At 44.2% G+C, this 22820-nt stretch carries 27 protein-coding genes; 6 read left to right on the forward strand and 21 right to left on the reverse strand.

The features are described 5' to 3' along the window. Window positions 1-2201 (forward strand): transglycosylase SLT domain-containing protein (locus PHN32_07345; protein MDD3777405.1); only part of this gene is annotated, 2201 nt, incomplete at its 5' end. On the opposite strand, the gene PHN32_07350 is transcribed toward PHN32_07345, so the two are convergent. The 20 genes from PHN32_07350 to PHN32_07445 form a co-directional block, all read right to left on the reverse strand. After that, window positions 2198-3148, reverse strand: coding sequence for an AEC family transporter (locus tag PHN32_07350; protein MDD3777406.1), 951 nt, complete (start codon window positions 3146-3148; stop codon window positions 2198-2200). The genes PHN32_07345 and PHN32_07350 overlap by 4 nt on opposite strands. Then, entirely contained in the window at window positions 3145-4110 is a 966-nt protein-coding gene (locus tag PHN32_07355) for a polyprenyl synthetase family protein (GenBank protein ID MDD3777407.1), read from the reverse strand. Before PHN32_07355 ends, PHN32_07350 begins: the two co-directional genes overlap by 4 nt. A 6-nt stretch (window positions 4111-4116) precedes the next feature. After that, the gene (locus PHN32_07360) at window positions 4117-5835 is read right to left on the reverse strand and encodes a TIGR04190 family B12-binding domain/radical SAM domain protein (protein ID MDD3777408.1); all 1719 of its coding nucleotides are present in this window, start codon (window positions 5833-5835) and stop codon (window positions 4117-4119) included. After that, window positions 5835-6602, reverse strand: a complete 768-nt coding sequence (locus PHN32_07365) for a hypothetical protein (protein ID MDD3777409.1) — start codon at window positions 6600-6602, stop codon at window positions 5835-5837. Before PHN32_07365 ends, PHN32_07360 begins: the two co-directional genes overlap by 1 nt. Window positions 6603-6645: 43 nt before the next feature. Beyond that, window positions 6646-7920, reverse strand: a complete 1275-nt coding sequence (locus PHN32_07370; GenBank protein MDD3777410.1) for a phenylacetate--CoA ligase — start codon at window positions 7918-7920, stop codon at window positions 6646-6648. A 204-nt stretch (window positions 7921-8124) separates the two neighbouring features. Beyond that, entirely contained in the window at window positions 8125-8529 is a 405-nt protein-coding gene (locus PHN32_07375; GenBank protein ID MDD3777411.1) for an ACT domain-containing protein, read from the reverse strand. 18 nt (window positions 8530-8547) lie between these two features. Beyond that, entirely contained in the window at window positions 8548-9165 is a 618-nt protein-coding gene (locus tag PHN32_07380) for an indolepyruvate oxidoreductase subunit beta (GenBank protein MDD3777412.1), read from the reverse strand. Window position 9166: 1 nt separating this feature from the next. Then, window positions 9167-10939, reverse strand: a complete 1773-nt coding sequence (gene iorA / locus PHN32_07385) for an indolepyruvate ferredoxin oxidoreductase subunit alpha (protein ID MDD3777413.1) — start codon at window positions 10937-10939, stop codon at window positions 9167-9169. Window positions 10940-11044: 105 nt separating this feature from the next. Continuing rightward, a complete protein-coding gene (locus PHN32_07390; protein MDD3777414.1) occupies window positions 11045-11416 on the reverse strand; it encodes a PadR family transcriptional regulator in 372 nt (123 codons plus the stop codon). A gap of 17 nt (window positions 11417-11433) precedes the next feature. After that, on the reverse strand, window positions 11434-11751 hold the full coding sequence (locus PHN32_07395) for a hypothetical protein (GenBank protein MDD3777415.1): 318 nt from the start codon (window positions 11749-11751) through the stop codon (window positions 11434-11436). A 1-nt stretch (window position 11752) separates the two neighbouring features. Continuing rightward, on the reverse strand, window positions 11753-12313 hold the full coding sequence (locus PHN32_07400) for a permease (protein ID MDD3777416.1): 561 nt from the start codon (window positions 12311-12313) through the stop codon (window positions 11753-11755). Then, window positions 12310-12810, reverse strand: coding sequence for a permease (locus PHN32_07405; protein ID MDD3777417.1), 501 nt, complete (start codon window positions 12808-12810; stop codon window positions 12310-12312). The genes PHN32_07400 and PHN32_07405 overlap by 4 nt, the downstream gene beginning before the upstream one ends. Window positions 12811-12940: 130 nt before the next feature. After that, window positions 12941-13612, reverse strand: a complete 672-nt coding sequence (locus tag PHN32_07410) for a cytochrome c biogenesis protein CcdA (GenBank protein MDD3777418.1) — start codon at window positions 13610-13612, stop codon at window positions 12941-12943. Beyond that, window positions 13605-14261 carry a hypothetical protein gene (locus tag PHN32_07415; protein ID MDD3777419.1) on the reverse strand — a complete coding sequence of 219 codons (657 nt, stop codon included), beginning with the start codon at window positions 14259-14261 and terminating at the stop codon, window positions 13605-13607. Before PHN32_07415 ends, PHN32_07410 begins: the two co-directional genes overlap by 8 nt. A 220-nt stretch (window positions 14262-14481) precedes the next feature. Further along, a complete protein-coding gene (locus tag PHN32_07420; protein MDD3777420.1) occupies window positions 14482-15321 on the reverse strand; it encodes a universal stress protein in 840 nt (279 codons plus the stop codon). Window positions 15322-15331: 10 nt separating this feature from the next. Then, window positions 15332-16381: an ACR3 family arsenite efflux transporter gene (gene arsB, locus PHN32_07425; GenBank protein MDD3777421.1), complete on the reverse strand. Its 1050-nt coding sequence runs from the start codon at window positions 16379-16381 to the stop codon at window positions 15332-15334. Window positions 16382-16401: 20 nt separating this feature from the next. After that, on the reverse strand, window positions 16402-16635 hold the full coding sequence (locus tag PHN32_07430; protein MDD3777422.1) for a thioredoxin family protein: 234 nt from the start codon (window positions 16633-16635) through the stop codon (window positions 16402-16404). Window positions 16636-16656: 21 nt separating this feature from the next. Beyond that, window positions 16657-17700, reverse strand: a complete 1044-nt coding sequence (locus PHN32_07435) for a permease (protein ID MDD3777423.1) — start codon at window positions 17698-17700, stop codon at window positions 16657-16659. After that, window positions 17700-18119: an arsenate reductase ArsC gene (locus PHN32_07440; protein ID MDD3777424.1), complete on the reverse strand. Its 420-nt coding sequence runs from the start codon at window positions 18117-18119 to the stop codon at window positions 17700-17702. Before PHN32_07440 ends, PHN32_07435 begins: the two co-directional genes overlap by 1 nt. A 7-nt stretch (window positions 18120-18126) precedes the next feature. Further along, complete coding sequence (locus PHN32_07445; GenBank protein ID MDD3777425.1) at window positions 18127-18480, reverse strand: metalloregulator ArsR/SmtB family transcription factor; 354 nt, start codon at window positions 18478-18480, stop codon at window positions 18127-18129. 120 nt (window positions 18481-18600) lie between these two features. Between PHN32_07445 and PHN32_07450 the strand changes: the two genes are divergently transcribed. Continuing rightward, entirely contained in the window at window positions 18601-19485 is an 885-nt protein-coding gene (locus PHN32_07450; protein ID MDD3777426.1) for a DUF1287 domain-containing protein, read from the forward strand. On the opposite strand, the gene PHN32_07455 is transcribed toward PHN32_07450, so the two are convergent. Beyond that, entirely contained in the window at window positions 19482-20162 is a 681-nt protein-coding gene (locus PHN32_07455; protein MDD3777427.1) for a queuosine precursor transporter, read from the reverse strand. The two genes, PHN32_07450 and PHN32_07455, sit on opposite strands and share 4 nt — an antisense overlap. Before the next feature lie 174 nt (window positions 20163-20336). On the opposite strand from PHN32_07455, the gene PHN32_07460 reads away from it, so the two are divergent. The 4 genes from PHN32_07460 to PHN32_07475 all read left to right on the forward strand — a co-directional run. Continuing rightward, window positions 20337-21038: a DUF1538 domain-containing protein gene (locus PHN32_07460; protein MDD3777428.1), complete on the forward strand. Its 702-nt coding sequence runs from the start codon at window positions 20337-20339 to the stop codon at window positions 21036-21038. Beyond that, window positions 21035-21766: a DUF1538 domain-containing protein gene (locus tag PHN32_07465; protein MDD3777429.1), complete on the forward strand. Its 732-nt coding sequence runs from the start codon at window positions 21035-21037 to the stop codon at window positions 21764-21766. The genes PHN32_07460 and PHN32_07465 overlap by 4 nt, the downstream gene beginning before the upstream one ends. Then, window positions 21759-22121, forward strand: a complete 363-nt coding sequence (locus tag PHN32_07470; protein ID MDD3777430.1) for a P-II family nitrogen regulator — start codon at window positions 21759-21761, stop codon at window positions 22119-22121. Before PHN32_07465 ends, PHN32_07470 begins: the two co-directional genes overlap by 8 nt. 443 nt (window positions 22122-22564) lie before the next feature. Continuing rightward, the coding region (locus PHN32_07475; protein MDD3777431.1) for a metalloregulator ArsR/SmtB family transcription factor at window positions 22565-22820 on the forward strand (256 nt) is incomplete at its 3' end.

Here is a 22820-nt window from a genome sequence, read left to right on the forward strand (position 1 = left end):
TGGTATGGCTTCTTTTTTCCTGCCAGCCCCTACCGGAACAGGCTGCCCCCAGCCCTGAACCTGAACCCCAAAAGGTAGAAGAAACCGGGCAGCCTGCCCAGGAACCTGAAACAGGGCAAGAAGAGGAAACTGACGAGTTTGCCCCTAAAAATCTTTACGGCAGTTTGGATACCGGAACCCAGAGAGACTACTTCTTGAAAGGGGTGGAGCATTACCAACAGCAGCAATACCTCCAGGCAGAATTCTATTTTAATAAAATCAAGGACCAGTATACCATACTTCAGGACCACATATATTATTACTTGGCTAAATCCTTGCTGCTGCAGGAAAAATACGGGCTTTCCCAGCAGTACTACTATACGCTGATCCAGGATTACCAGGAAAGCATATGGGCAGAAAAGGCAGCCCTGGAATATGCAGACCTACTTTTTATACAAAATGATTATCCCCAGGCTGAAACATGGTATCAGCAATTTTTAAACCAATACCCTGAATCGAGCTACGCTGCTTATGGCCGGTTTCAGCTGGGCTTCTGCCAGGAAAAAAACTCAAATATAGAAAAAGCCTATGAAAATTACCGGCAAGTATGGCTGAACTACCCCACCAATGAATATGCTGAAATTGCCTTTTCCAGCCTATCCCGGCTAATAGAAGAAGGCCAGCCGGAATTCTTCCCTACTCCAGAGCAGCTGTACCAGAGGGGGGAGACATTTTTCCAGAGCTACAGCTATTATCAGGCTTTAGACCAGCTTAACCAGGTGCTGCAGCATCCTGAAGCAGATACCCAGATAAAGGCAAAAGCATTATTTAGGATTGGCATGTGCTATTACAATTTAAGGGACTATTCCCAGTCGGAACAATACCTGCTTCAATGCTACCAGGCCCCAGCACCTAATGACCTGGCCGACGACAGCCTCTATTTTTTGGGCCGGGTGGCTACCAACCTAGGCTTAAACCAGGAAGCTATAGACTACTACCAAAAACTAATAGACCAATACCCCCAGAGCAACCTTAGCGATGATGCCCTGTACCGTATAGGAAGAATCTATTTCTTTGAAGACCAGATGGATTTAGCCATTAAGCATTACCAGCAGGTAATCGACCAGTATCCCAGCGGGGACCGGCTGTCAGAAGTGCTGTGGGAGCTGGGATGGATACATTACAGCAGCCAGGAATGGAACCAGGCTAAGGATATATTTGCACAAATGGCTGGCAGTTTTAAAAGCACTGAACTGGAAGAAAAAGGCCTGTTCTGGCAGGCCAGGTGCCTGCAGAAACAAGGCCAGGGCCAGGCAGCAGCAGAGCTGCTGGGGCAAATAGTAGGGCTTAACTCCTATTCATATTATGCTTTCGCCGCCCAGGACCTGTTGGCGCAGGCCAATATAGCTGGCTACCTGCCGGCCATAGATAAGTCTGCCAATCCTTTTAACCCTGAAATCAAACAGGTAGTCCCCCAGGTATATGAGCCTCTTGAAGATGAGAGTGCCGGCATGGAAGAAGCCTGGCATATCAAAAAGGCATTAGAGCTGCTAAAAATAGGGATAAAGGACAGTGCGGCATTAGAAATTACTGCCGGCCAGCAGGAAGTGGATAATAATCCGGTCCAGCTGCTGATGCTGTCTACCCTGTACCAGCAGTCACAAGACTACACTGACAGCATCAGCATATTGTCCCGCCACCTAAGCAGCCTAAATTACGGCCTAAAAGACAGCTACCGGGATTACTATTACTATCTTATGCATCCTTATGCTTACCAGGACCTGGTAGAAAAATATGCCTATAAATACCATATAGACCCCTTATTCGTACTGTCGGTAATGAGGCAGGAAAGCAGGTTCCAGGCCGACGCCGGGTCATATGCGGGAGCCAGGGGGCTGATGCAGATTATGCCCGCTACCGGTGGCGGCATAGCCCAAGACCTGGGCCTGCAGGGATATGATGCAGACCAGCTGTTTGACCCTGAAATCAGCATAAACATGGGTTCCTATTACCTGTCACAGCAATTAAACGGATTTGGCGATAATAAATTTTATGCTTCCGGCGCCTATAATGGAGGCCCCGGAGCCATGGCCAGCTGGGTATCCAGGTGGGGCGATAAGGATATTCATGAATTCGTAGAAAATATACCTTATGACGAAACCAGGGATTATGTTAAAAAGGTCATGGCCAATTACTATATGTACCAATTGCTGTACAATTAGAACAGTTTCAGCAACAACAGCCATCCGGAAATGGTCAAGGAAGAAAGAATAGTAGTTATAATCAGGGAAGAAGATAGCATGTCGGAATCGGAATGATACTGCTTGGCCATCACATAGGCAATTACTGCCAGGGGCATGGAAAACTGCACCACTATAATATTGCGGTCTATGGGAGCCACCTTAAATACCAGCATGGCAAAAGCCAGGGCTATGGCCGGCATTATTATTAATTTGCCCAGACTGACCAAGGTAAGGGCCCTGATATTGCTCTTGATATGAAACAGCCTGAATGAGGCTCCGATAGCCAGCAGGGCGATCCCAATGGACATGGAAGAGAGTATATCCAGTACGCTGTTTACTGCAACAGGAATGGTTACCCCTATGGATGAAATTATTATCCCCAGCACTGCAGACAGTATCAAAGGATCCAGCAGCAGGTCCCGTAATAGTTTTTTAATCCTGATTTTTTCTTCAGTGCGGTTAAAAATTTTAAAAATTAGCACGCTGGTAATGACATTTATCGGGGTTAAAAACACTACTATCAGGCTGGCTTTGGCCAGGGCCAGGCTGCCGTAGGCGGATATTATAATAGGAAACCCGATAAAAGCCATATTACAGCGGTAGGAAGAAACCAGCATAGCCCCCTTGATCCTGGGGGTTGACTTGCTTAAAGCAGCCACTATCAATATAAGTGCCAAATACACTATATAGGCGCAGTAAATGGTAATGATGATCTTGAAATTGAATATCTCGGAAAGGTTATACTGGATAATGCTCATTAAAATCAATGCGGGCAGGCCTACATTATAGGCTAAACTGTTCAAGCCTGATACCGCATTATCCCCTATAATTTTTTTTCGTCTTAGAAAAAATCCTATAAGTATTACCACAAATATGGGAACGGTGATACTCAATACTTCCAGGATTAAAGAAAAAATACTGTTCATGATTTAAAATAATCCAATACTTTTAACATATTTTCCCGCCTTTCTGCGCCCCCTATACCGGATATGGCCTTTTTGGCTTCCTGTATATAATAGTTTAACTTGGCCCTGGTAATATCTACTGCCTGGGTATGCTTGATCATGGTAAGAATCTTGCTTATATTGCTCTCACTTAGCGGCTGGCAGCCCCATATTTTGACCGCTTCCTGGCTGAACTGCCTGTTCTTTAAAGCATATATCACAGGCAGGGTTAAATTTCCCTGCCTTAAGTCATTGCCTATGGGCTTCCCAATATCCTGGCTCTCCTTTACATCAATGTCCAGCAAATCATCATTTATCTGAAATGCTATACCCAGCAGTTTTCCAAATTTACCCAAGCTGTTTATCTCCCCGGGGCTGGAATCAGACAAAATTCCCCCCAGCACGCAGCAGGCTTTAAACAGGGAAGAAGTCTTTTTATCAATCATGTCAAAATAATAACTTTCACCCTGATCCAATTTCTGGTTCTGTTTAAGCTGGTCAAACTCCCCCCTTACCAAATGCTCTGCTGCAGAACACATCTGCTTTAGTATCTGGGGACGGTTATAGCTGTTAAGCAGGGAAAAGGTATGGGTAAACAGGTAATTTCCTATATATTTAGCATTATCATTATCATAAAGATGGTGTATGGTAGGGTTTCCCCTTCTGAGAGAAGAGCGGTCGATAATATCATCATGTATCAGGGAAGCAGTATGAATTATTTCTATGGCTGCTGCTGCCGGCAAAAGATAGTCCAAATCATAATGGCTGTTCTTGGCGCATATCAAAAACAGGGCTGGCCTGATTCTCTTGCCTCCGGCCAGCAGGGTATTGGAAACCCCCCGTTTTAACCTGCCCTCCAGGCTGTGGGTAAAATCATATAAATACTTTTCCAGCTGTTTCAAGCCTGCGGACAGGAAGCTGGATATCTCAAATTTTTCCACCATATTCTTCTATTTTTTAAATAATACCTTGCTTATTATTCTAAACCAATTAAATCCCCGGTTAAACAGCGGAAACTCCAACTCTTTTTTTTCACAAACCGTAGACATGCTGTAACTGTCGCTAGCCTGCTTTAACTTATCCAGGCAGACCTCCCTAGCCTCTTCGTCTTCCATGCCCATGGCGGCATCAATCTGGCCCATAACCTCCATGGCCTTCTCTATGCGCCTTTCATTCTCTTCCATAACATGACTGGAAATAGAGCCTGCCCTGCCCTTAAGCAGGTTAAGCCCCAGGGCGGCCTGGTAGGTGGACTGCACCAAATCGTCATTGCTTATGGCCTGGCTGCGGTAATTTAAAATATATTTCCAGGAAGGCTGGGTAATAGCCTCTACATGCTGGGCCAGAGTAGTCCTGGTAAGGCTGTAACCAAATTTATGGGGCTGGGCAAAAGCCCTGCTTCCCGGATCCATAAAGGGAGCCATGGGAGATATAAAGGGCATAAACCTGGGATCCCAGTTAAGATGCTGGTAAATATCCTGGCAGAAATCAACCGTATCCAGCACGGACTGCTTATCCTGTCCGGGAAGCCCGGTCATAAAATAAAGGTCAAATCTTACCGCCCCCTTCCCTAAGGCGTATTTTATGCACTCCATGAGCTGCTGGTTGGTAAACCTGGGTTTGCCCATAGCCTCCCTTATAGAACTGTCATGGGTATCGGGGCTGATCTCATACAGTACATTTTTAAAAATACTGTGTGCACGGTCAAAAAACCAGTTTTCAGGTGGTTGGAAGAATTCAAAGAAAATCTGGATACCTGAAGGCAGACCGGCTGCCTGTCCAAAAAATTCTTCCACATATTCTCTTCCATTCTGGTTTATGTCTCCCAATATAAACACCGGGGCATTAATATATTTGCCGATCTCGCTGATTTCAGCCACCAGCCTGCGGGGCGACCGGAAAGCAGGCTTCTGGCGATGCGCAAAATCCTTAAAGGCAGTGGCCGATCCCCCGCATCCGGAACAATTATAATTACAGCCCCTTACCACCGGTATAGTAGTAATAGGATACCTGAGCCAGTCGCTAAAAGGCATCAGGCTTTTAACATCCAGGTACCTTAAAGCCATGTCAAACATAACCGTATAATCAAAATCTATCTCTTCCAAGTCGGTAGAAATACAGCTAAGGGGGTTGGCTTTGACCTCTTTATCTTGCCGGTATACCAAATTGGGTATCCGTTCCAGGCTGCTGCCATCGTTATGTTTTATAGCCTGCATCAGCATAGCCAGGGGAATCTCCGTGGAATCCCCCCTCAGTATATAATCCACCTGATCATAATTTATTAACTCCTGGTAAAAATAGGAAGCGGAAAACCCCCCGAAAATAACGGGGGTACCAGGATGATATTTTTTTACCAGGCGGGCCACTTCCAAAGAGCCTTGGGCATGGGGCAGCCAGTGCAGGTCAATCCCGAAAGCAGAAGCATCCAGCCTGCTTATAAATTTTTCCGCATCAAATTCATTATCTTTTAGCATGCGGTAAGCCAGGTTTACAATCCTTACTTTTATCCCCTTTTTTTTAAGGTAATTGGCCATGGTTAAAAAGCCAATGGGATACATTTCAAAAATAGGGGTACTGGGCACCAAATCACTCATGGGCCCATACATTATGGTTCTTTTCCTGAAATCATATACACTGGGTGCATGCAGCAGTACCAGGTCCGCTCTCATTAGTATCTTCCCCCCACTTCGCTTACCATTTTTTCCCATCGCTGCTGCAGCCATTTCAGGTCCAGCTGGCCTAAAAGGTCCTGCAGCTGATTTAGAATATTATTAATTTTACCCTGCAATATATCCTGGCCGCCACACTCCAAAAGCTTAAGCCATCCCTCCATCTCCACGCAGCTTTTAAGAAGGGTTATATGGTTTACATAACCATAAATATTGGCAATATTTTCCCCTACATCCCTGGGCCAGGGAGGGGGGAAAATGCTATACCCAATTAAGAAACAGTTTTTAAACAGGGAGTTTAGGCCCAGCAGGTAAGGGTCATCCTCCACTACAGGACTGACCGGTAAGCCTTCTTTTGCCCCTTCTGTAATCTGCTGGTATATATGGAGGCGGGATTGATGCATTGATTTAAGGGAATTAATTACTTCATCAAAAATAAGCATATCCTCAAACTTTACCAGGTAATTTACCGCCCTGGAATACAATATATCTCCCAGCAGCAAATCAAGCGTATATTGATTATGATCCGGGTCCAGGGTGCTGCGGCTGCCCTGGGTTAAATTAAAGCGGTGAAAATAGCATCCCAGGCCCAGCAGCTCAATGCCCGCAGCCAGGCTTACAAGTTTAGTGCCAAAAGAAGAATTGCCGGTATCGTCCTGGACAGGGCTAAGGCAAGTTAAGGCTTGGGTATAAAGCATCCGGTAATCAAAATGCGGCCTGAGGTCAAAAGGGTATAAGGTGGAGATATAGTCCAGTTCTTTTTCCACCAGTTTACCTATCTTTTCCCTTAAATTATCTTTTGCCGGCTGATTAATCTTTTTTCCTTTTATCTAAAACCCTTTGGGCTTTACCAATGCTCCTGCCAATGGTTTTGGGCTCTTTTAGCTTTACATCTATATGTATGCCTATAGCAGAATACAGTCTATGCTCAATGGATGACTCAAAAGCCTCCAGCTCATTCATTTTTTCACTGAATACTTCCTCTGATACCTCTACCCACAGCTCTATGGTATCCAGGTAATTCTTTTTATCCAATACTATAAGATAATGGGGCTCTATATCCCTTACCTTCATCAGTATTTCTTCTACCTGTGAAGGAAATACATTAACTCCCCTGATGATAAGCATATCATCAGTTCTGCCCCTGGGCTTAGCCATCCTGGCATGAGTCCTGCCGCATCGGCATTGGCCGGTTTCCAATGCAGAAAGATCCCTGGTCCGGTACCTTAATACTGGAATTCCCTCCTTGGTAATGGAAGTAAATACCAGCTCCCCTTGCTGGCCCGGCTTTAGCCTTTTGCCGCTAACCGGATCTATAATCTCTACTATAAAATGGTCTTCAGCCACATGAAGGCCTGCCTTCTGGCTGCATTCACAGGCCACTCCCGGTCCCATTATTTCGCTTAAGCCGTAAATATCCAGGGCGTCAATAGCCAGCCTGGACTCAATTTCCCGGCGGATCTCTACTGTCCAGGGTTCAGCTCCAAAGATACCCAGCTTTAAAGGCAAAACGGAAAAATCTATGCCCATTTCCCGCCCAACTTCTGCAATATATAAGGCATAGGAGGGAGTACAGCAAAGCACGGTGGACCCATAATCCTGCATTATTTTTATCTGCCTTTCCGTATTTCCCCCCGATACAGGGATAACCGTAGCTCCCAAAAGCTCTGCCCCGTAATGCAGGCCCAGCCCTCCTGTAAACAGCCCGTATCCATAGCTGTTCTGGATTAAGTCTTTCTCCCTTACCCCTCCGCTGTATAGATTGCGGGCTATGAGGTTACCCCACATCGCTATATCCTTTTTGGTATAACCTACTACAGTAGGATTGCCGGTGGTACCCGATGAAGAATGTATCCTTACAATCTCTTCTAAAGGGCGGGCAAACATGCCAAAAGGATAATTAAGCCTTAAATCCTCCTTGGTGGTAAAAGGGATCTGGTCCAGTACTTCCAGGCTATTGATCTTGTAGGGGTTTACCCCACATTGATCCAGCCTCTCCCGGTAAAAAGCCACCTCGTTGTATACCCTTATCAGGGTATTCTTGAGCCTTTCCGCCTGAAGCTGGTATAGGTTTTCCCGGGACATGGTTTCATATTCAGCTTCCCAATAACTGTTTTCCACTAAGATATGTCTCCCTAAAACTTCCAAAATTATTTTTTAAAGAATAAAAATAGCGCCCTGCATGCCGCCGTCCTGGCCCCTATTTTTTAGGCAGGCGCCTTTGGCCTATTTCATGCTATAAATTCATATCATAACAGAATTAATGCCATGAATAAATAATAGGCATAGTTACAAACCCTGCTGGCAAAGCATTGCCCCCTGCTGGGCCAATACCTGCTCTGCCCTTTTGATATCTTTTACGCTTAGCACTATTTTAGTGCCGGCTATTACATAAATATAATCTACATTGAGTTGCTGGCCAGCCAGTATCTCCAGTATTCTGGACAGCTGCCCCGGCTTATCTTCTACTTTGAGGCAAATAACCTCTGCCACATGAGTAGTAAATCCTGCTTCTTTCAAAAATTCCCTGGCCTTTTGGGTATCCGAAACCACCAGCCTCAATATACCGTAATCCCTGGCCTCAGTAGTGGAAAACCCCTGCAAATTAATATCATGATCTTTAAGTATTTTTGCAACTTCTGCCAGCCTGCCGGCTTGGTTTTCCAAAAACACTGTAATTTGCTGCACAGGCATCTTTATCCCCTTGAATAGTTAATATTGCCGGCCCCTGCGGAAGGCCTCCAGATTTATGTCAACTGCCTTTAAGGGCACATTTTGCTCAATAGATTGCAGCCAGCACTGTAAGCTTAAATCCATATGCCTGGATAGTACCCCCAGCATTATTACATTGACTGTTTTGGGATGCCCTATCTGGCAGGCAGCTTGTTGGGCGTCCACCAATTGGCAGTTAACCCCAGTTTTAGCTATTTTATCTTCCAGGTGGGAAGGATATTGCTGTTTGCTGGTAAACAAAGACACCGGGGCTATTTCATAATCGCTTATCAGCATCAGTCCTGCTTTCTTCAGCCGGTGGGCATATCTTAAGGCTTCCAACTTCTCCAAAGCCACTATAAAATCAGCCCTGTCTATAGTAGGAGAAAAGACCTGCCTGCCCAGCCTGACGCTGCTTACCACGCTTCCACCCCTTTGAGACATGCCGTGGATCTCTGATTGCTTAACCTCCAGCCCGCCTAACCTGGCCGCTTCTGCTAAAATGGCTGCTGCCAGTATTATGCCCTGGCCCCCTACCCCGGCTAAAAGCACTGATACGATATCTTCCTGGATATCTTGTCCAGCGTTTTGGGGGATACAGGTTTTTCTATCCTCCACTTTATCTCCCCTCCCTTTTTATGGCCCCAAACTTGCACAGGCTGGGGCAAACCCCGCAGGAGGTACACATTATCCCATCAATTAAATACTTGCCTTTTCTTACCTGTATGGCAGGACAGCCGAACTTAAGGCAAACCCCGCAGTCGCGGCAAACCGCCTGATCTATGAAAAAGCGCTCCTGGATGCCCTCTTTTTTTAACAGCACACATTCCTGCCTGCACACAATCACCGATAATTCATCCCGGGCCAGCTCTTTTTTAATCACTTTTTCCAACTGTTCCAACTGATAGGGATCTACTACCTGTATATTTTTTACTCCTGCTGCTTCCGCAATTTTTTCGGGTAAAACCACCGGTACCTGCTCTTTTTGCAAGGTACTGCCCATGCCTGGATTAGCCTGATGCCCGGTCATAGCAGTAGTACGGTTATCCAGGATAATTATAACCCCGGTACCCTGGTTATAAACACTATCCACCAGAGAAGTAATTCCAGAGTGGAAAAAGGTGGAGTCCCCAATTACTGATACCACTTTCCCCTTTATATCCGGGTTGGCTTTCTCCATGCCTAAAGCCTGCCCTACTCCTGCTCCCATGCACAATAGGCTGTCCATAGCATTCAATGGAGGAAGTACCGCCAAAGAATAACAGCCTATGTCCCCCATCACCCTTACTTTTAATTTATGGAGCACATAGAACACCGGCCGGTGGGAACAACCAGCACAAAGCACCGGAGGCCGGGAAGGTACTTCCTGGGGGGCAGGAGAAAAAGGAGATTGGCCCCGGCTGCCAAACAGCTGGGTATAAGCCTCTTTCATTATGGCCAGGCTGAGCTCACCCTGCTGGGGAAAATATTGTTTACCAGCCACTTCTACTCCCAGGCCAAGCGCCTTTATCTGGTCCTCCAAAAAAGGTTCCAGCTCCTCTGCCACTAGCAGTAATTTTTTTCCCCGGGCAAAGCCCTGTATTAATTTTTGGGGCAGGGGGCAGGTTATACCTAGTTTCAATATGTCTATGCCAGTAAATACTTCCCGGGCATATTGGTAGCTTATCCCGCTGGTTACCATACCCACCTCCGGAGCCTGGCTGCAAGCTGGCCGGTAAATATAGTGCAGCGGGCTATTCTCGGCATGGGCAGCTAACCTATTCCATCTATTAATCAAATTGGTTCTCCGGGGCCGCCCGTAACCGGGTATCATTACGTATTTGGAGCTATCCTTGGCATATTCAGGTTTAATCCTATCCAGCCGGGGCAACAGCTCTACTTCCGACTTGGAATGGGAGACCCTGGTAGTGGTCCTTAACAGGACCGGGGTATCATATTTTTCACTAAGCCTGAAAGCCTCAATTACATATTGCTTGGCTTCCTGGCTATCGGAGGGCTCCAGCAGGGGAACTTTGGCCATTAAGGCATAGTAACGGTTGTCCTGCTCGTTCTGGGAGCTGTGCATGGCAGGATCATCTGCAGTCACTATCACCAGGCCGCCCCCTACTCCGGTATAAGCTAAAGTCATAAAAGGGTCTGCAGCCACATTAAGGCCTACATGTTTCATGGCCACTAAAGTTCTGGCTCCTTCCATACTGGCTCCGGAAGCTATTTCTAAGGCTACCTTTTCATTTACTGACCACTGGGCATATACCTGGTCATAGGTGGATAGGCTTTCCAGAATCTCTGTAGATGGAGTCCCGGGATAAGCAGCAGCCACGGTGACACCCGCTTCCCAGGCGCCCCTGGCTATAGCTTCATTTCCCGTAAGCAGTTTGCTTTTCGTATTCAATATTTGCCCTCTGATAATATAAGTAATAGGTAATTTTTAAATGTTAGCTAATATAGTATAAAGTAGTTTCTAAAAAAGCAAAGCTTAAATGTATGCAGCCGAAAGTCACTGCTTTATAATTACCTGGTTTACCCTTCCCAAAAATCGGTCCAGCTTACGCTTACGGTCACCTATTTCTTGGGCCCATTTCAGTAAAAGCTCTAATCCGGCGGGAGTGATACTGTAAACCTTCTTGGCCGGTCCCTGGCTATGGGTTTCCCAGCTAAATTTTACAAAACCATCTTTTTCCATAGCTTTAAGGGTCCGGTATATGGCCCCCACATCGCTTTCAGCTTCAGTTAAGCCCAGCTGCTGATACCTGTCTGCCAGCTCATATCCATGGGAAGATTCTTCAGCCAGCAAAAGCAGCATAGCCGGCACCAGCAGCCTTCCCATTTTGCCTCCGCGGCAGAAGCAGTTACTGTCCATTTTATGCATTTTATATTATCCCTAATTCAATCTTTTTTAACCGTTTTTATTTGAATACCCAGCAACCTTGCCCCCGACTCGGTCTCCATGGAAAACAATCCAGGCCCTCCTACCAAACATTTCCCCTGGCTGACTTCTTCTGCCTGGCCGTCAATAGTAACCGTAGCCTGGCCCTCAAGACCTATAAATATGACATGGTCGGCCATTCGGCACTCAGCTATCCCGCCGCCACTGGCCAGCTCTATAATCCTGGCTTTAAACTCCGGGCGCTTATACAAGACATTTCTTTCTCTTTGCTGGTAAGGATAAGCTTTACGTTTTATTAAATCAAAAATCTCCGCCACCTTATTTTTTAACCTCCACCTTTATGTTTTTCCTGTCGGTCAGGTCCATTAATTTTTCAATTATCAAGCCCATGGCTATAACAAAAGCCAGGGTTAAACCCAGCCTGAGCAGGGTAAAATTTAAACCTAAAAACTGTACCTCTATCAGTTCCTGGGGAAGCTTGATACAGGCCCAGGCGGATATAAAGATAATTATATTAGACCTTTTGGCCCCCTTTCCCAGCAGGGCAGCCGCCATAGGAAAAGCAATATACAGGGGCCCGGTAGGAAGCATCCCCAGAGCCAGGGATAAAAATATTCCCTTAATACCTGAAGCATGCCCCATATATTTAACTACCGTCTGATCCGGAATCCATACCGAGAACAACCCAATTATTACCATAACTGCCGGCAGCACCAGCACCAGCTCCATCAGGTAATTTCCAGACACGGTAAGCACCGGCATTGCCTTATGGGGAAAGATAAGCAGGATTATGGCAGCTGCTGCCAGTACCACGGCCATAGCCAAGATATCCTTGCGGTTATTTTTTTTACCCTGCTGAGCCTGTTTTAAGTCTTTCATAATATCCACCCCATTATAGCTGCTATGGCCAGTGCAAATATAAAACTTAGCACATTTCTTAAAATAGTCATCTTACGGCCCATTTCCCTTAGCTCCAGAGGCAAGGTGGTAACCCCTACCATAGTAAGGGTGGTAATAAAAGCAGCTACAGACATGACCGAAGCACCGCTCTCTAAAAGGGAAGCAGCCAGGGGAAAAGATATAAGGGCAGGGATAAATAAAACTGAGCCCAGTACCGCAGTAACCAGCACTCCCCAGAAACCTGCTTGTTCACCAACAATATTGGAAATAAGCTGGGGAGGGAAAAAGCCCAGTAAAAAACCAATAAATACTACAATTATAATAATCAAAGGAAGGATCTTGATAAAGGTCTTTACAGCTATTTTTAAAGACTGTTTGGTTTTCTTTTTGCTTTTTACCACCGAGAATATGAGCCACCCAATGGCTATGGCATTAATAATTATCGCTGTAATATAATTGCTGGCTAATTGCTTCATTGCCCTAAAATAAATTGTTAATAAGCTAACTATATGTTTATTACATATAAATGTCAATTACATTAATTAAGGCCTAAGCATACCAACATAAATTATCTTAAAAGACCTTAGAAAATTATTAACCAAAGTATCAGCCTGCCGCTGCCTGCCAAATAAAATAGCCGGACAGGCCGATTAATATGAACCCTGAGACCTTCTCTATAACCGGCTGATATTTGGATATTAGTGACAGTTCTTTAATGATTCCAGTAAAAGTTCCTGCCACCAGGAGTGGTATGCTCCTGCCCATGGCAAACACAAACATCAACAACATACCATAAAGAACACTTCCCTTGAGGGAAGAAAAGGCCAATACTGACATGGTAACCGGCATGGTACAGGGAGAAGCGGCAATGCCAAAAGGGATACCCAATAGAAGAGCTCCCAGTACACCGCTTCCCTTTTTAGGATTAATTTTTGCATAGCTCCAATTGGTATTTATCTTTATGGTCCCCAGCAGCCACAAGCCCATTACCAGAAGAACTGCTGCTATAATTATATTAAGAACGACAGCATTGCTGATAATCTTTCCCATAAGGCCGGCAAAAACTCCCAACAGGGAAAGCATTAAGGCTATGCCCAGAATAAAGAATAGAGACAGGATGAATCCTTTTTTCTTGCTTTTGCTTTTTGCCCCTCCCACATAGGCGGTTACAAACACTATGGTGGGCAAGGTGCAGGGGCTAAGCCCGCTTATAAAGCCGGTGGAAAAAACAATGGCTAATACTACATATAAGCTGCTGTTTACATCAATATTAAGCATTCTTTAGCTCCTCCAGCAAAGCTTCTACCTCTTCAGCCTGGAAAGTACCTTCAAACACTTTATAGGCTTGCCCTTGGGAATCAAGCACCACCAAAGACGGCAGGGAGAGTGCTCCGGTGTCTTTAGCAATTTCTAAAGCAGTTTGCATATCTTCTGAAGACAGGGTCCCGGTATTTATAAACAGGGTATTAAAGCTATCCTGGTAGCTTTCCATAATACCTTGTGCCTGGCGGTTGTAGTTTTCAAAAAATATCCTGGTGCTTTCGCAACATTCAGCATCATAGGAAAATACAATAATGGAAGGCTGCCCTGAACCCGTCATCTGGCTGTAATACTGTTTTAAGCCAAGGTCTTCTGCGGGGGGCTGTTCTCCTATACTGGTTTCTTCTAGCTCTTTTTTTTCTGCTTCTAGATTTTCTTCATCTATACCAGTTTGCTCTTCCTGCTGCTGGCCTTCATCTTGCTCCAAATCTATTTGTCCTTCCTCTTCTGCCACCGTTAAATTCGAGCTTTTGCCTTCCACAGGAAAACCATCTCCTGCCACCCCTGCTTCTGTATTAGGCGAAAAACCCCTAACAGTTAAAAAAACACCGGCAGCTATTAGGACCAAGGCGGCGGTTATTATAATGATCATTGTTCTATTTTTCATTAAGGTCTCCCCTTATTTGTATTTTCAATCCTGGTTTTATGCTGTATTAGATTTGGTTAATTTTCTGCCCATACCTTCTTTTAAAAACATAGGCAAAGCTACCAGGCATAGGGGTAAGCTATTTTAAGTTCTATGCCCCATTCTTTCAATATCTTTAAGTGCTCTCCCAATCCTAAGCCATATCTGCTAAATTAATTTACTTGATCAACAAATTCAGCCTCTAGCATGGTATTATCAGCACTGCATTTTTAGTAGACCGGGACGCTACATCCTGGGCAGTGCTCCCCAATAGCATTTCCCTTATGCCTCCGCTGCCCTTTTTGGATAACATGATTAAAGTAATACCTTCCATTTGCGCTGTTTCTATTATCTTTTTACCAGCATCTCCCACCTTTATGTAAGTGAATATTTCAATACCGCCTCCCATACCCGATTTAATTTCCTGCAGAACAGCATGGGCATCTTCCTTTAATTTTTCAAATTCCTCTTTGCTGGGAGCCCTCTCAATTACATGCAGTAAATATAACTGCTTAAAGATTTCCCTATTTTCACCAACTACTTTCAGCAGCTCAGCAGAACATTTTGAAAAATCAGTAGCTATCAAGACCTTGGGAAATTTTAATCTACAGTACTGCTGCAATTTTCCTTCTTCCTGCTTAAACCGCTCTATCAGCAAGGGAGTTCCGGTAATCCTTAGCAGGTCAAAAACAGTGCTTCCTAAAAACAGGCTTTTGATAAAGCCTCCCCCGTGCGAGCCCACCAATACCATGGAAGCCTTCTCCTTTTGGGCAATATTGTTTAACTCCTCTGCCGGAAAGCCAATTTTTATAGCTATTTTTGCCTCAATTTTTTTTGCTTTTAATTCTTCCTTTATCCTATCCAGTTTCTCTTTATTAAAAGCTGCCAGTTCGGAAGCATTTCCTCCTGCTGACCTTATATCCACAACATGGGCAAGTATTGCCTCTTTCATGCCATAACTCCTAAATTCATCAGTGCAATTCAGCAGCAGCTTGGATTCCTGGGAAAAATCTATGGAAAACAGCACTCTTTCAAACAGCATGTAAACCTCCTTATTTCTTCTTAACTGGAAACCAGTGCCTGGTCCGGTTGGCAATGCTTACCAAAGCCAGCATTACCGGAACCTCCACCAGTACTCCCACCACGGTAGCTAAAGTAGCCCCGGACTGCATACCGAAAAGGGATATGGCCACTGCCACTGAGAGCTCAAAGAAATTACTGGCCCCAATCATGGCCCCGGGAGCTGCCACCTGGTGGGATAATTTCCAGGCCCTGGCCCAGCCATAAGCTACAGTAAAGATGAAAAAAGTTTGTATTACCAGGGGAACTGCGATTAATAAAATGTGTACCGGGTTGGCTATAATGATGTCGCCCTGGAAAGAAAATATTATTATAAGGGTAAGCAGCAGCCCGATTACAGTAATATTTTTAAATTTAGGTAAAAATACATTTTCAAAGTATTCAATTCCCTTCCTCTTTATAATTAAAACCCGGGATATATAACCGGCAGCAAAGGGAATTACTACAAACAATACCACTGATAAAAACAGGGTATTATATGGCAAAAAAACATCAGTCAAACCTAACAGAAAAGCTACAATAGGAACAAAAGCAAATAATATTATGATATCATTTACCGCTACCTGGACCAGGGTATAAGCTGGATCCCCCTTGCACAGGTAACTCCACACAAACACCATAGCTGTACACGGAGCAGCCCCTAAAAGCACCGCCCCTGCCAAATATTCATTGGCCAGGGGAACTAATATCAGCCTGCCAAACACAATGTGCAGGAAAAAATAAGCAATAGCATACATGGTAAAAGGCTTTATCAGCCAATTAGTCACGGTGGTAATGGTAAGGCCCCTGGGCTTTTTGGTAGCATTTAAAATACTGGCAAAGTCAATCTTTAACATCATGGGATAAATCATCAGCCATATAAGGATAGCTACCGGTATAGACACATTGGCATATTCAAAACGGCTTAGGGTCTGGGGAACTGAAGGCAGAAACCTGCCTATGGCTACTCCCGCAGCGATGCATAAAGCCACCCAAAGGGTTAGAAATTTTTCAAATAAAGGCAAACCTGTTTTTTTCTCCATGGTTTAAACTCCCCAGCAAGTTATTTTACCAATACGCCTTCTATCTCCTGTACAGACGGGGTCCTTCCTGAAAATACAACTTCACCATCTATGGCCAGGGCAGGGGTAGCCAATACCCCAAAATCCACTATCTGGTTTATATCGGTAACCTTTTCCACTTCCGCCTGAATGCCCAAATTGGTCAATGCTTCCATGGCATTGAGTTCAGTTTGTTTGCACTTGGGGCAACCTGTTCCTAAAATTTGTACTTTCATTTATATCTCCTCCTTTAACTTTTAACCAAAAAAATGCCCAAAAAACATGCCTATAAAAGTAGACATGCCCACTACCAAAAATACATATGTAAGTGTTTTTTTAAATCCCATGATCCTGCCTATGACTATCATATTGGGCAGGGAAAGGGAAGGCCCTGCCAGCAGTAAAGTAAGTGCCGGCCCCTTGCCCATACCCAGGTCCATCAAAGCCTTTATTATGGGGACCTCGGTAAGGGTAGAAAAATACATCAGGGCCCCAAATATTGAAGCTAAAAAATTAGACCGCAGGCTGTTGCCTCCCACCCAGGTCTCCACCACACTCTGGGGCAAAAAGTATTTTATTACCCCGGCAATAAATACCCCTGCCAGCAGTATGGGAAAAATCTGCCAGGCCAGCTTTCCGGTTTCCTTTAGCCAATCCTTTATCTCATTTTTTTTAAACCCTACTATTAATATCACTATGAGTACTGCCAGGGATACCCCGGCATATATCCACATCTGGGCTGCCCCAAAAATTAAGATACCCAGCAGGGACAGGAAAAATATTATACCTATATATTTGGGTTTGGGATGCTCGCTTTGCCCCGCAGCCGCTACAAAATTGCCCTGGTCCTGGAATCTTCTCTCATCCCTGGCCCATATAACCGACATAAGGAGCCCTATAACTATTGAAAACAACACTGCCCCTATGCCCCTGGCTATGCCCAGGTCATACCCCAGGAGCCTGGCCGTATACACTATGGCCAAAATATTTATGGCCGGCCCTGAATACAGAAAAGCAATAGCCGGACCCAAGCCGGCCCCCCTCTTCCTTATTCCTGCAAACAGGGGAAGTATGGTGCAGGAGCATACCGCCAGTATGGCTCCGGAAACAGAAGCCACACTATAGGACAGCCATTTTTTAGCCTTGGCTCCAAAGTATTTTAGTATTGCACCCTTGGATACAAATACGGCAATAGCGCCAGCAATAAAGAAGGCCGGTACCAAACAGGTCAGTACATGGGCAGACAAATACTCCAACAAGCCGGCCCAACCGCTTCTAACTGCTTCCAAAAAAATTATCATTAGCAGCCTTCCTCCCTAACAAACTTTTTTATATGTTCCTCAATATTGTCCCTGGCTGTTCTAAAATCTATTTTCCTCCTGTCCTGGGAGTATATGCCCCGGTCCGGGTCTTCTATGCTCCAATGCTTGTATTTGCCTTTACCGGGAAAAACAGGGCAAGCTTCTTTAGCGTGGTCACAAACAGTTATGATGTAATCAAACTCCACCTCTACGAATTCCCCTACGCTTTTAGAGCTTTGCCCCGAGATATCAATATCCTTTTCTGCCATAACTTCTATGGCTAAAGGGTTTACCCTGGTAGGGTTTATTCCCGCGCTTTCCACCTGCCAGTGGGGACAGTAATATTTTAAAAACCCTTCTGCCATCTGGCTCCGGCAGGAATTACCTGTACAAAGAATCAAAACTTTTTTCTTTTTCATAACTGTGCTATCCTTTGCAAATACTGTGCCGGTTAATTTCTGAAATCCTCTTCAGATCCCTCTGCAGCTCCCTATCCTTGCCAATCGAATCATAAATCTGCCCTATAATATTTTTGATGTTTTCATCCATATCCTTGGCCAGACGGTAATTAACCCACAGGCCGTCCTTGCTGGATTCCAGTATACCCGCTCCCTGGAGCTGCTTCAGGTGACTGGATATGGTAGGCTGGGATAATCCTATGATCTCTTTAATTTCGCATACACATAAGTCCTGCTTATAATGAAGAAGCATTACTATCCTCAACCTTCCTTCATCTGATATGGCTTTTAAAGCATTGACTATTTGTTTTAAATCTCCCATGTTTAATCACCCCTAAATTATAATTATATATTTAGATATGTCAATATATTAGCATACCCTCCCTTATTAAAGTATAAATAGGATTTCAAATTCCTTCCATATTTACTATAATAGTCAATCATGAGGATAACCAGAAAACAACCCAGGAGGGCCCGTAACTATATATACCTGGTATACATAGTGATAATCATTGCCGTACTTCAGTTTTTCGCTTTAAAAGCATTTTACCAGGAAGTGGTAACCAAACTGCCGGATACCCTGTTTAAGGTCACCCAGAAATATCCCCGGGATGAAATAACCCTAAACTTTGTTGATAAGAAAACTGAAGAAGCTGAAAAAAAGATAAGTGAACAGAACCAAGCCACCCTGGAAGAAGATATTGAAGCCGAGCTCACTACAGTTCAGGCTGAACCCCAAGACACCCAGGAAACCATGGGAATATCCGATATTCAGAAGGAGATTACCCTAAAGACCCTGGAAATGCTGGAAGACCCCAGGACCTATGAGTATGAACTGTATCCTGATACCGGCTATCCTCCGGAAAATATTGCTATTTCTACCGATGTGATTGCCCTGGTGCTAAGAGACTGCGGCTATGATTTGATGGAACTTATATACCAGGATATGAGTGATAATCCCAGCGCGTACCCTATGGACATAGTGGACCGGGATGAACCTATAAAATATATTGATTTCAGGCATGTCTTTTTCCAGGAAACCTTCTTTAGCAGAAATGCCCTGGAACTTTCCATTGAGTATGATCCTGAAAGTGAGAACAACAATATTCATTGGCAGCCGGGGGATTTTGTTTACTTCCAGCTGGATCCGGATAACCCCCATCAAGACATGGGAGGCATAATATCTCCCAATACCAATGACCAGGGGATCCCCCTGGTGGTGATGACCTCCGGAGACCTGGGCAAGGTAAGTGAAGTGGACGTATTGCTGGAACATACTATTGTAGGCCATTACAGGTATCCTTACCCTGAGGATTTGGAAGACTAGCTTTTCCAGAACAGAAAGGGATTGAAATTGGTGCCATAATCATAGTGGTCCACTTTTTCCCTCTGCTTAAGGAAGCTCACTGCCTTATAGGTAGCGGGGGTAAGTACTACTTCCATGCCTACTTTAAATATATAATTGGATAATATGATAGACCCGATAAGAGCCCAGCTGTACAGTCCCCCAAAAGCAATCAGCACAAACACTACTGTATCTATTCCTTGCCCTGCCACCGTAGAGCCAATAGTGCGGGCAAACAGCCATCTGCCCCCGGTAGCCACTTTCATCCTGGCCAGGATATAGGAATTGGAGAACTCCCCTAAAAAATAGGCTATCAGGGAAGCGGTAACTATTCGTGGGGTTTGGCCTAAAATAGCCTGATAAGCATCCTGGAATTCCCAGCCGGAAGCAGGCTTTATGCTTCCGATTAAAGCCAGGACCACCGACATCAGTAAAGCACAAAAGAACCCAATCCATATTACTTTTCTGCTTTTCCGGTAACCATAAACCTCAGTTAGCACATCCCCAAATATATAGGACAGGGGGAAAAGTACCGTGCCTCCATCAAAGGTAAATCTCCATATTTGCACTATCTTGGTAGAAGCAATATTTGAAATCAAAAGCACTGCTACAAACAGCCCCACTATAAGGTCAAAATATCTATAATTATTCTTATTCATGGCATTTAGTATTCTACAACACTAAGGCCGGTTTTGGCTAAAAATATTAATACAGCTTTTTTTAAGAAAACCGGCCTTAAGCTAACCCTGCTTTTTCTTTTTCAGGCTTTTTAGTATTATAATAGGACCAAGTTCCGGTGATTCTTTAGCTAATTAAAACTTAGGCTAATCATAATGAGGATAGTGGCAAGACTTAAAAATATAGTACGGGAAACCCTGCTTACCATAGGGCCAGTGGTACTGATAGTAACCGTGCTGCAGCTTTCCATTATAAGGATGCCCTGGATAATATTTTTTAAATTCCTTATAGGCTCAGGGCTGGTGATTTTGGGACTTACTATACTTCTGCAGGGATTAAAAATCGGGCTGCTGCCCATTGGAGAAATGATAGGATCTGCCTTATCCAGCAAAGGCTCGGTAATTTTGCTGCTGCTGCTGGGTTTTTTAATAGGGTTTGCCATTACCATTGCTGAACCGGATGTAATGGTACTAGCCTCCCATGTAGACCTGGTATCAGAGGGACAGATAAGCAAAATACTCCTTATTGCCATGATAGGCATTGGCGTAGGGGTATTTATCCTTATTGCTTTTTTAAGAATAATTTTACGGATCCCCATTATATATATGCTGCTGGGGGGTTACCTGGTCATACTGATACTGTCTTTTTTCAGCCACAGGAATTATATACCAGTAGGATTTGACGCTGGGGGGGTTACCACTGGCCCCATAACCGTTCCCTTTATCATGGCTTTGGGCCTGGGCCTAACTGCGGTGCTGGGATCAAAATCCAGAAATATGGATAGCTTCGGCCTCATTGGCCTGGCCTCCATCGGACCCATAATCACTGTATTGATTTTAGGGGTGATTTATAATTGAGTGAAATATTCGTACCATCGATTCTATTAAACCTGATCATAGAGGTATCCATAGCCCTGGTACCCATATTTGTGATTTTTGTAGTTTTCCAACTCCTGGTTTTGAAAATAGCTAGAAAAACTTTTAAAAATATATTGAAAGGATTTTTGCTAACCTTTATCGGACTGGTCCTGTTTTTATACGGGGTGCAGATTGGCTTTATGCCTGCTGGAACCATAATTGGAGAGACAATAGGAAGCAGCTCTTACCGCTGGATCTTAATCCCCATAGGATTCTTGCTGGGTTTTGTGGTAACCGTGGTAGAGCCGGCAGTAAGGATACTGTGTTCCCAGGTGGAAAATTCTAGCAGCGGCTATTTAAAAGAGAAAGCTATGCTATACATCTTATCCATAGGGGTAGCAGCAGCAGTAGCTTTAGCTATGGCTAAAATAGTGTTTGAAATACCGCTCATCTTTATTTTACTGCCAGGCTATACCCTAGCCTTTATCTTGGCTTTTATCGCTGGGCCCAGGTTTACTTCCCTTGCCTTTGATTCTGGAGGGGTAGCTACTGGCCCCATGACCGTCACTTTCATATTATCCATATCTTTAGGGGCAGCCGCTGTAATGGAAGGCAGGGATACCATCCTGCATGGTTTCGGCCTGGTTTCCATAGTAGCCCTGGCCCCTATCATTGCTATTTTAATTTTTGGTATAATCTTTCAAAGAAAAGGAGGAAACCTTGAATAACCATAACTCATGCCCAGAATACAAAGTATATGAAAACCTGCATGATTTGATTGTAGTAATTGTAAAGAAAGGTTTATCTGAACAGGTTTTAGATGCAGCCAAGGAGGCAGGGGCTGAAGGGGGTACCATTGTGTACGGCCGGGGCACCGGCATACATGAAAAGGCAAAACTGCTGGGAATACCCATTGAGCCTGAAAAAGAAATAATATTTATAATAATTGAAAAAGAAAAGACCAATAAGGTTCTAAACAGCGTGGTAACAGCAGTTGGTCTGGATAAACCAGGAGCAGGAATAGCTTTTGTGATAGAGCTGAGCAAAGTACTGGGAATATGCCATGGAGTAGACTGCCGATAGTACAGCCGCACGTTGGTTGATTTTAAATTGTAATATGCTATGGTTAGCTTGAAATTATAAATAAACCAACTTGAACCATGAATGTTTTTATGTCAGCTGCTTTTTTAAAGAATAAAAAAAGGAAAGCACTTCAGAAAAAGAAGGCCCAAGCAGGCAAGGGTTACCGAAACCTAAAAAATAGTAACAATTTAAACCTAAAGCACAAAGCCCCCCAAAACAATAACAGGACAGCAGATAAATAAACATGACCATATCTACACATGATTTGGTATATATTTCATTTCCAGCAACGGCAGATTAATGGTTTTAAGCCATATTTTTTAATGTTCACCCTTGCCCTTATTGTATATGCCATATCTTTATTGCTGCCCTTTAACCACTACAGTTTATTGACTATATACCCATAATATTTTAATATGCATATATAAATGAATGGAAAACAAATGAAGAAAAATAATTTCTATGTTCTACATGCTGATGTTTGCAAAACTCTTTCCAATCCTAGGAGGCAAGCTGTAATTGACTCACTCCGCCATGGTTCCCTTACCGTAAATGACCTGATAGAAAAAACCGGTATCCCCCAGGCCAACCTCTCACAGCACCTGGCCATATTGAGGACTAAAGGGGTAGTTAGAACCAAAAAAGAAGGCAACCATGTTTATTATTCTATGTCCAACCCTAAGATATTGGAAGCTTATG

The sequence above is a fragment of the Actinomycetota bacterium genome (genome assembly GCA_028698215.1).
Lineage (GTDB): Bacteria > Actinomycetota > Humimicrobiia > Humimicrobiales > Humimicrobiaceae > Halolacustris.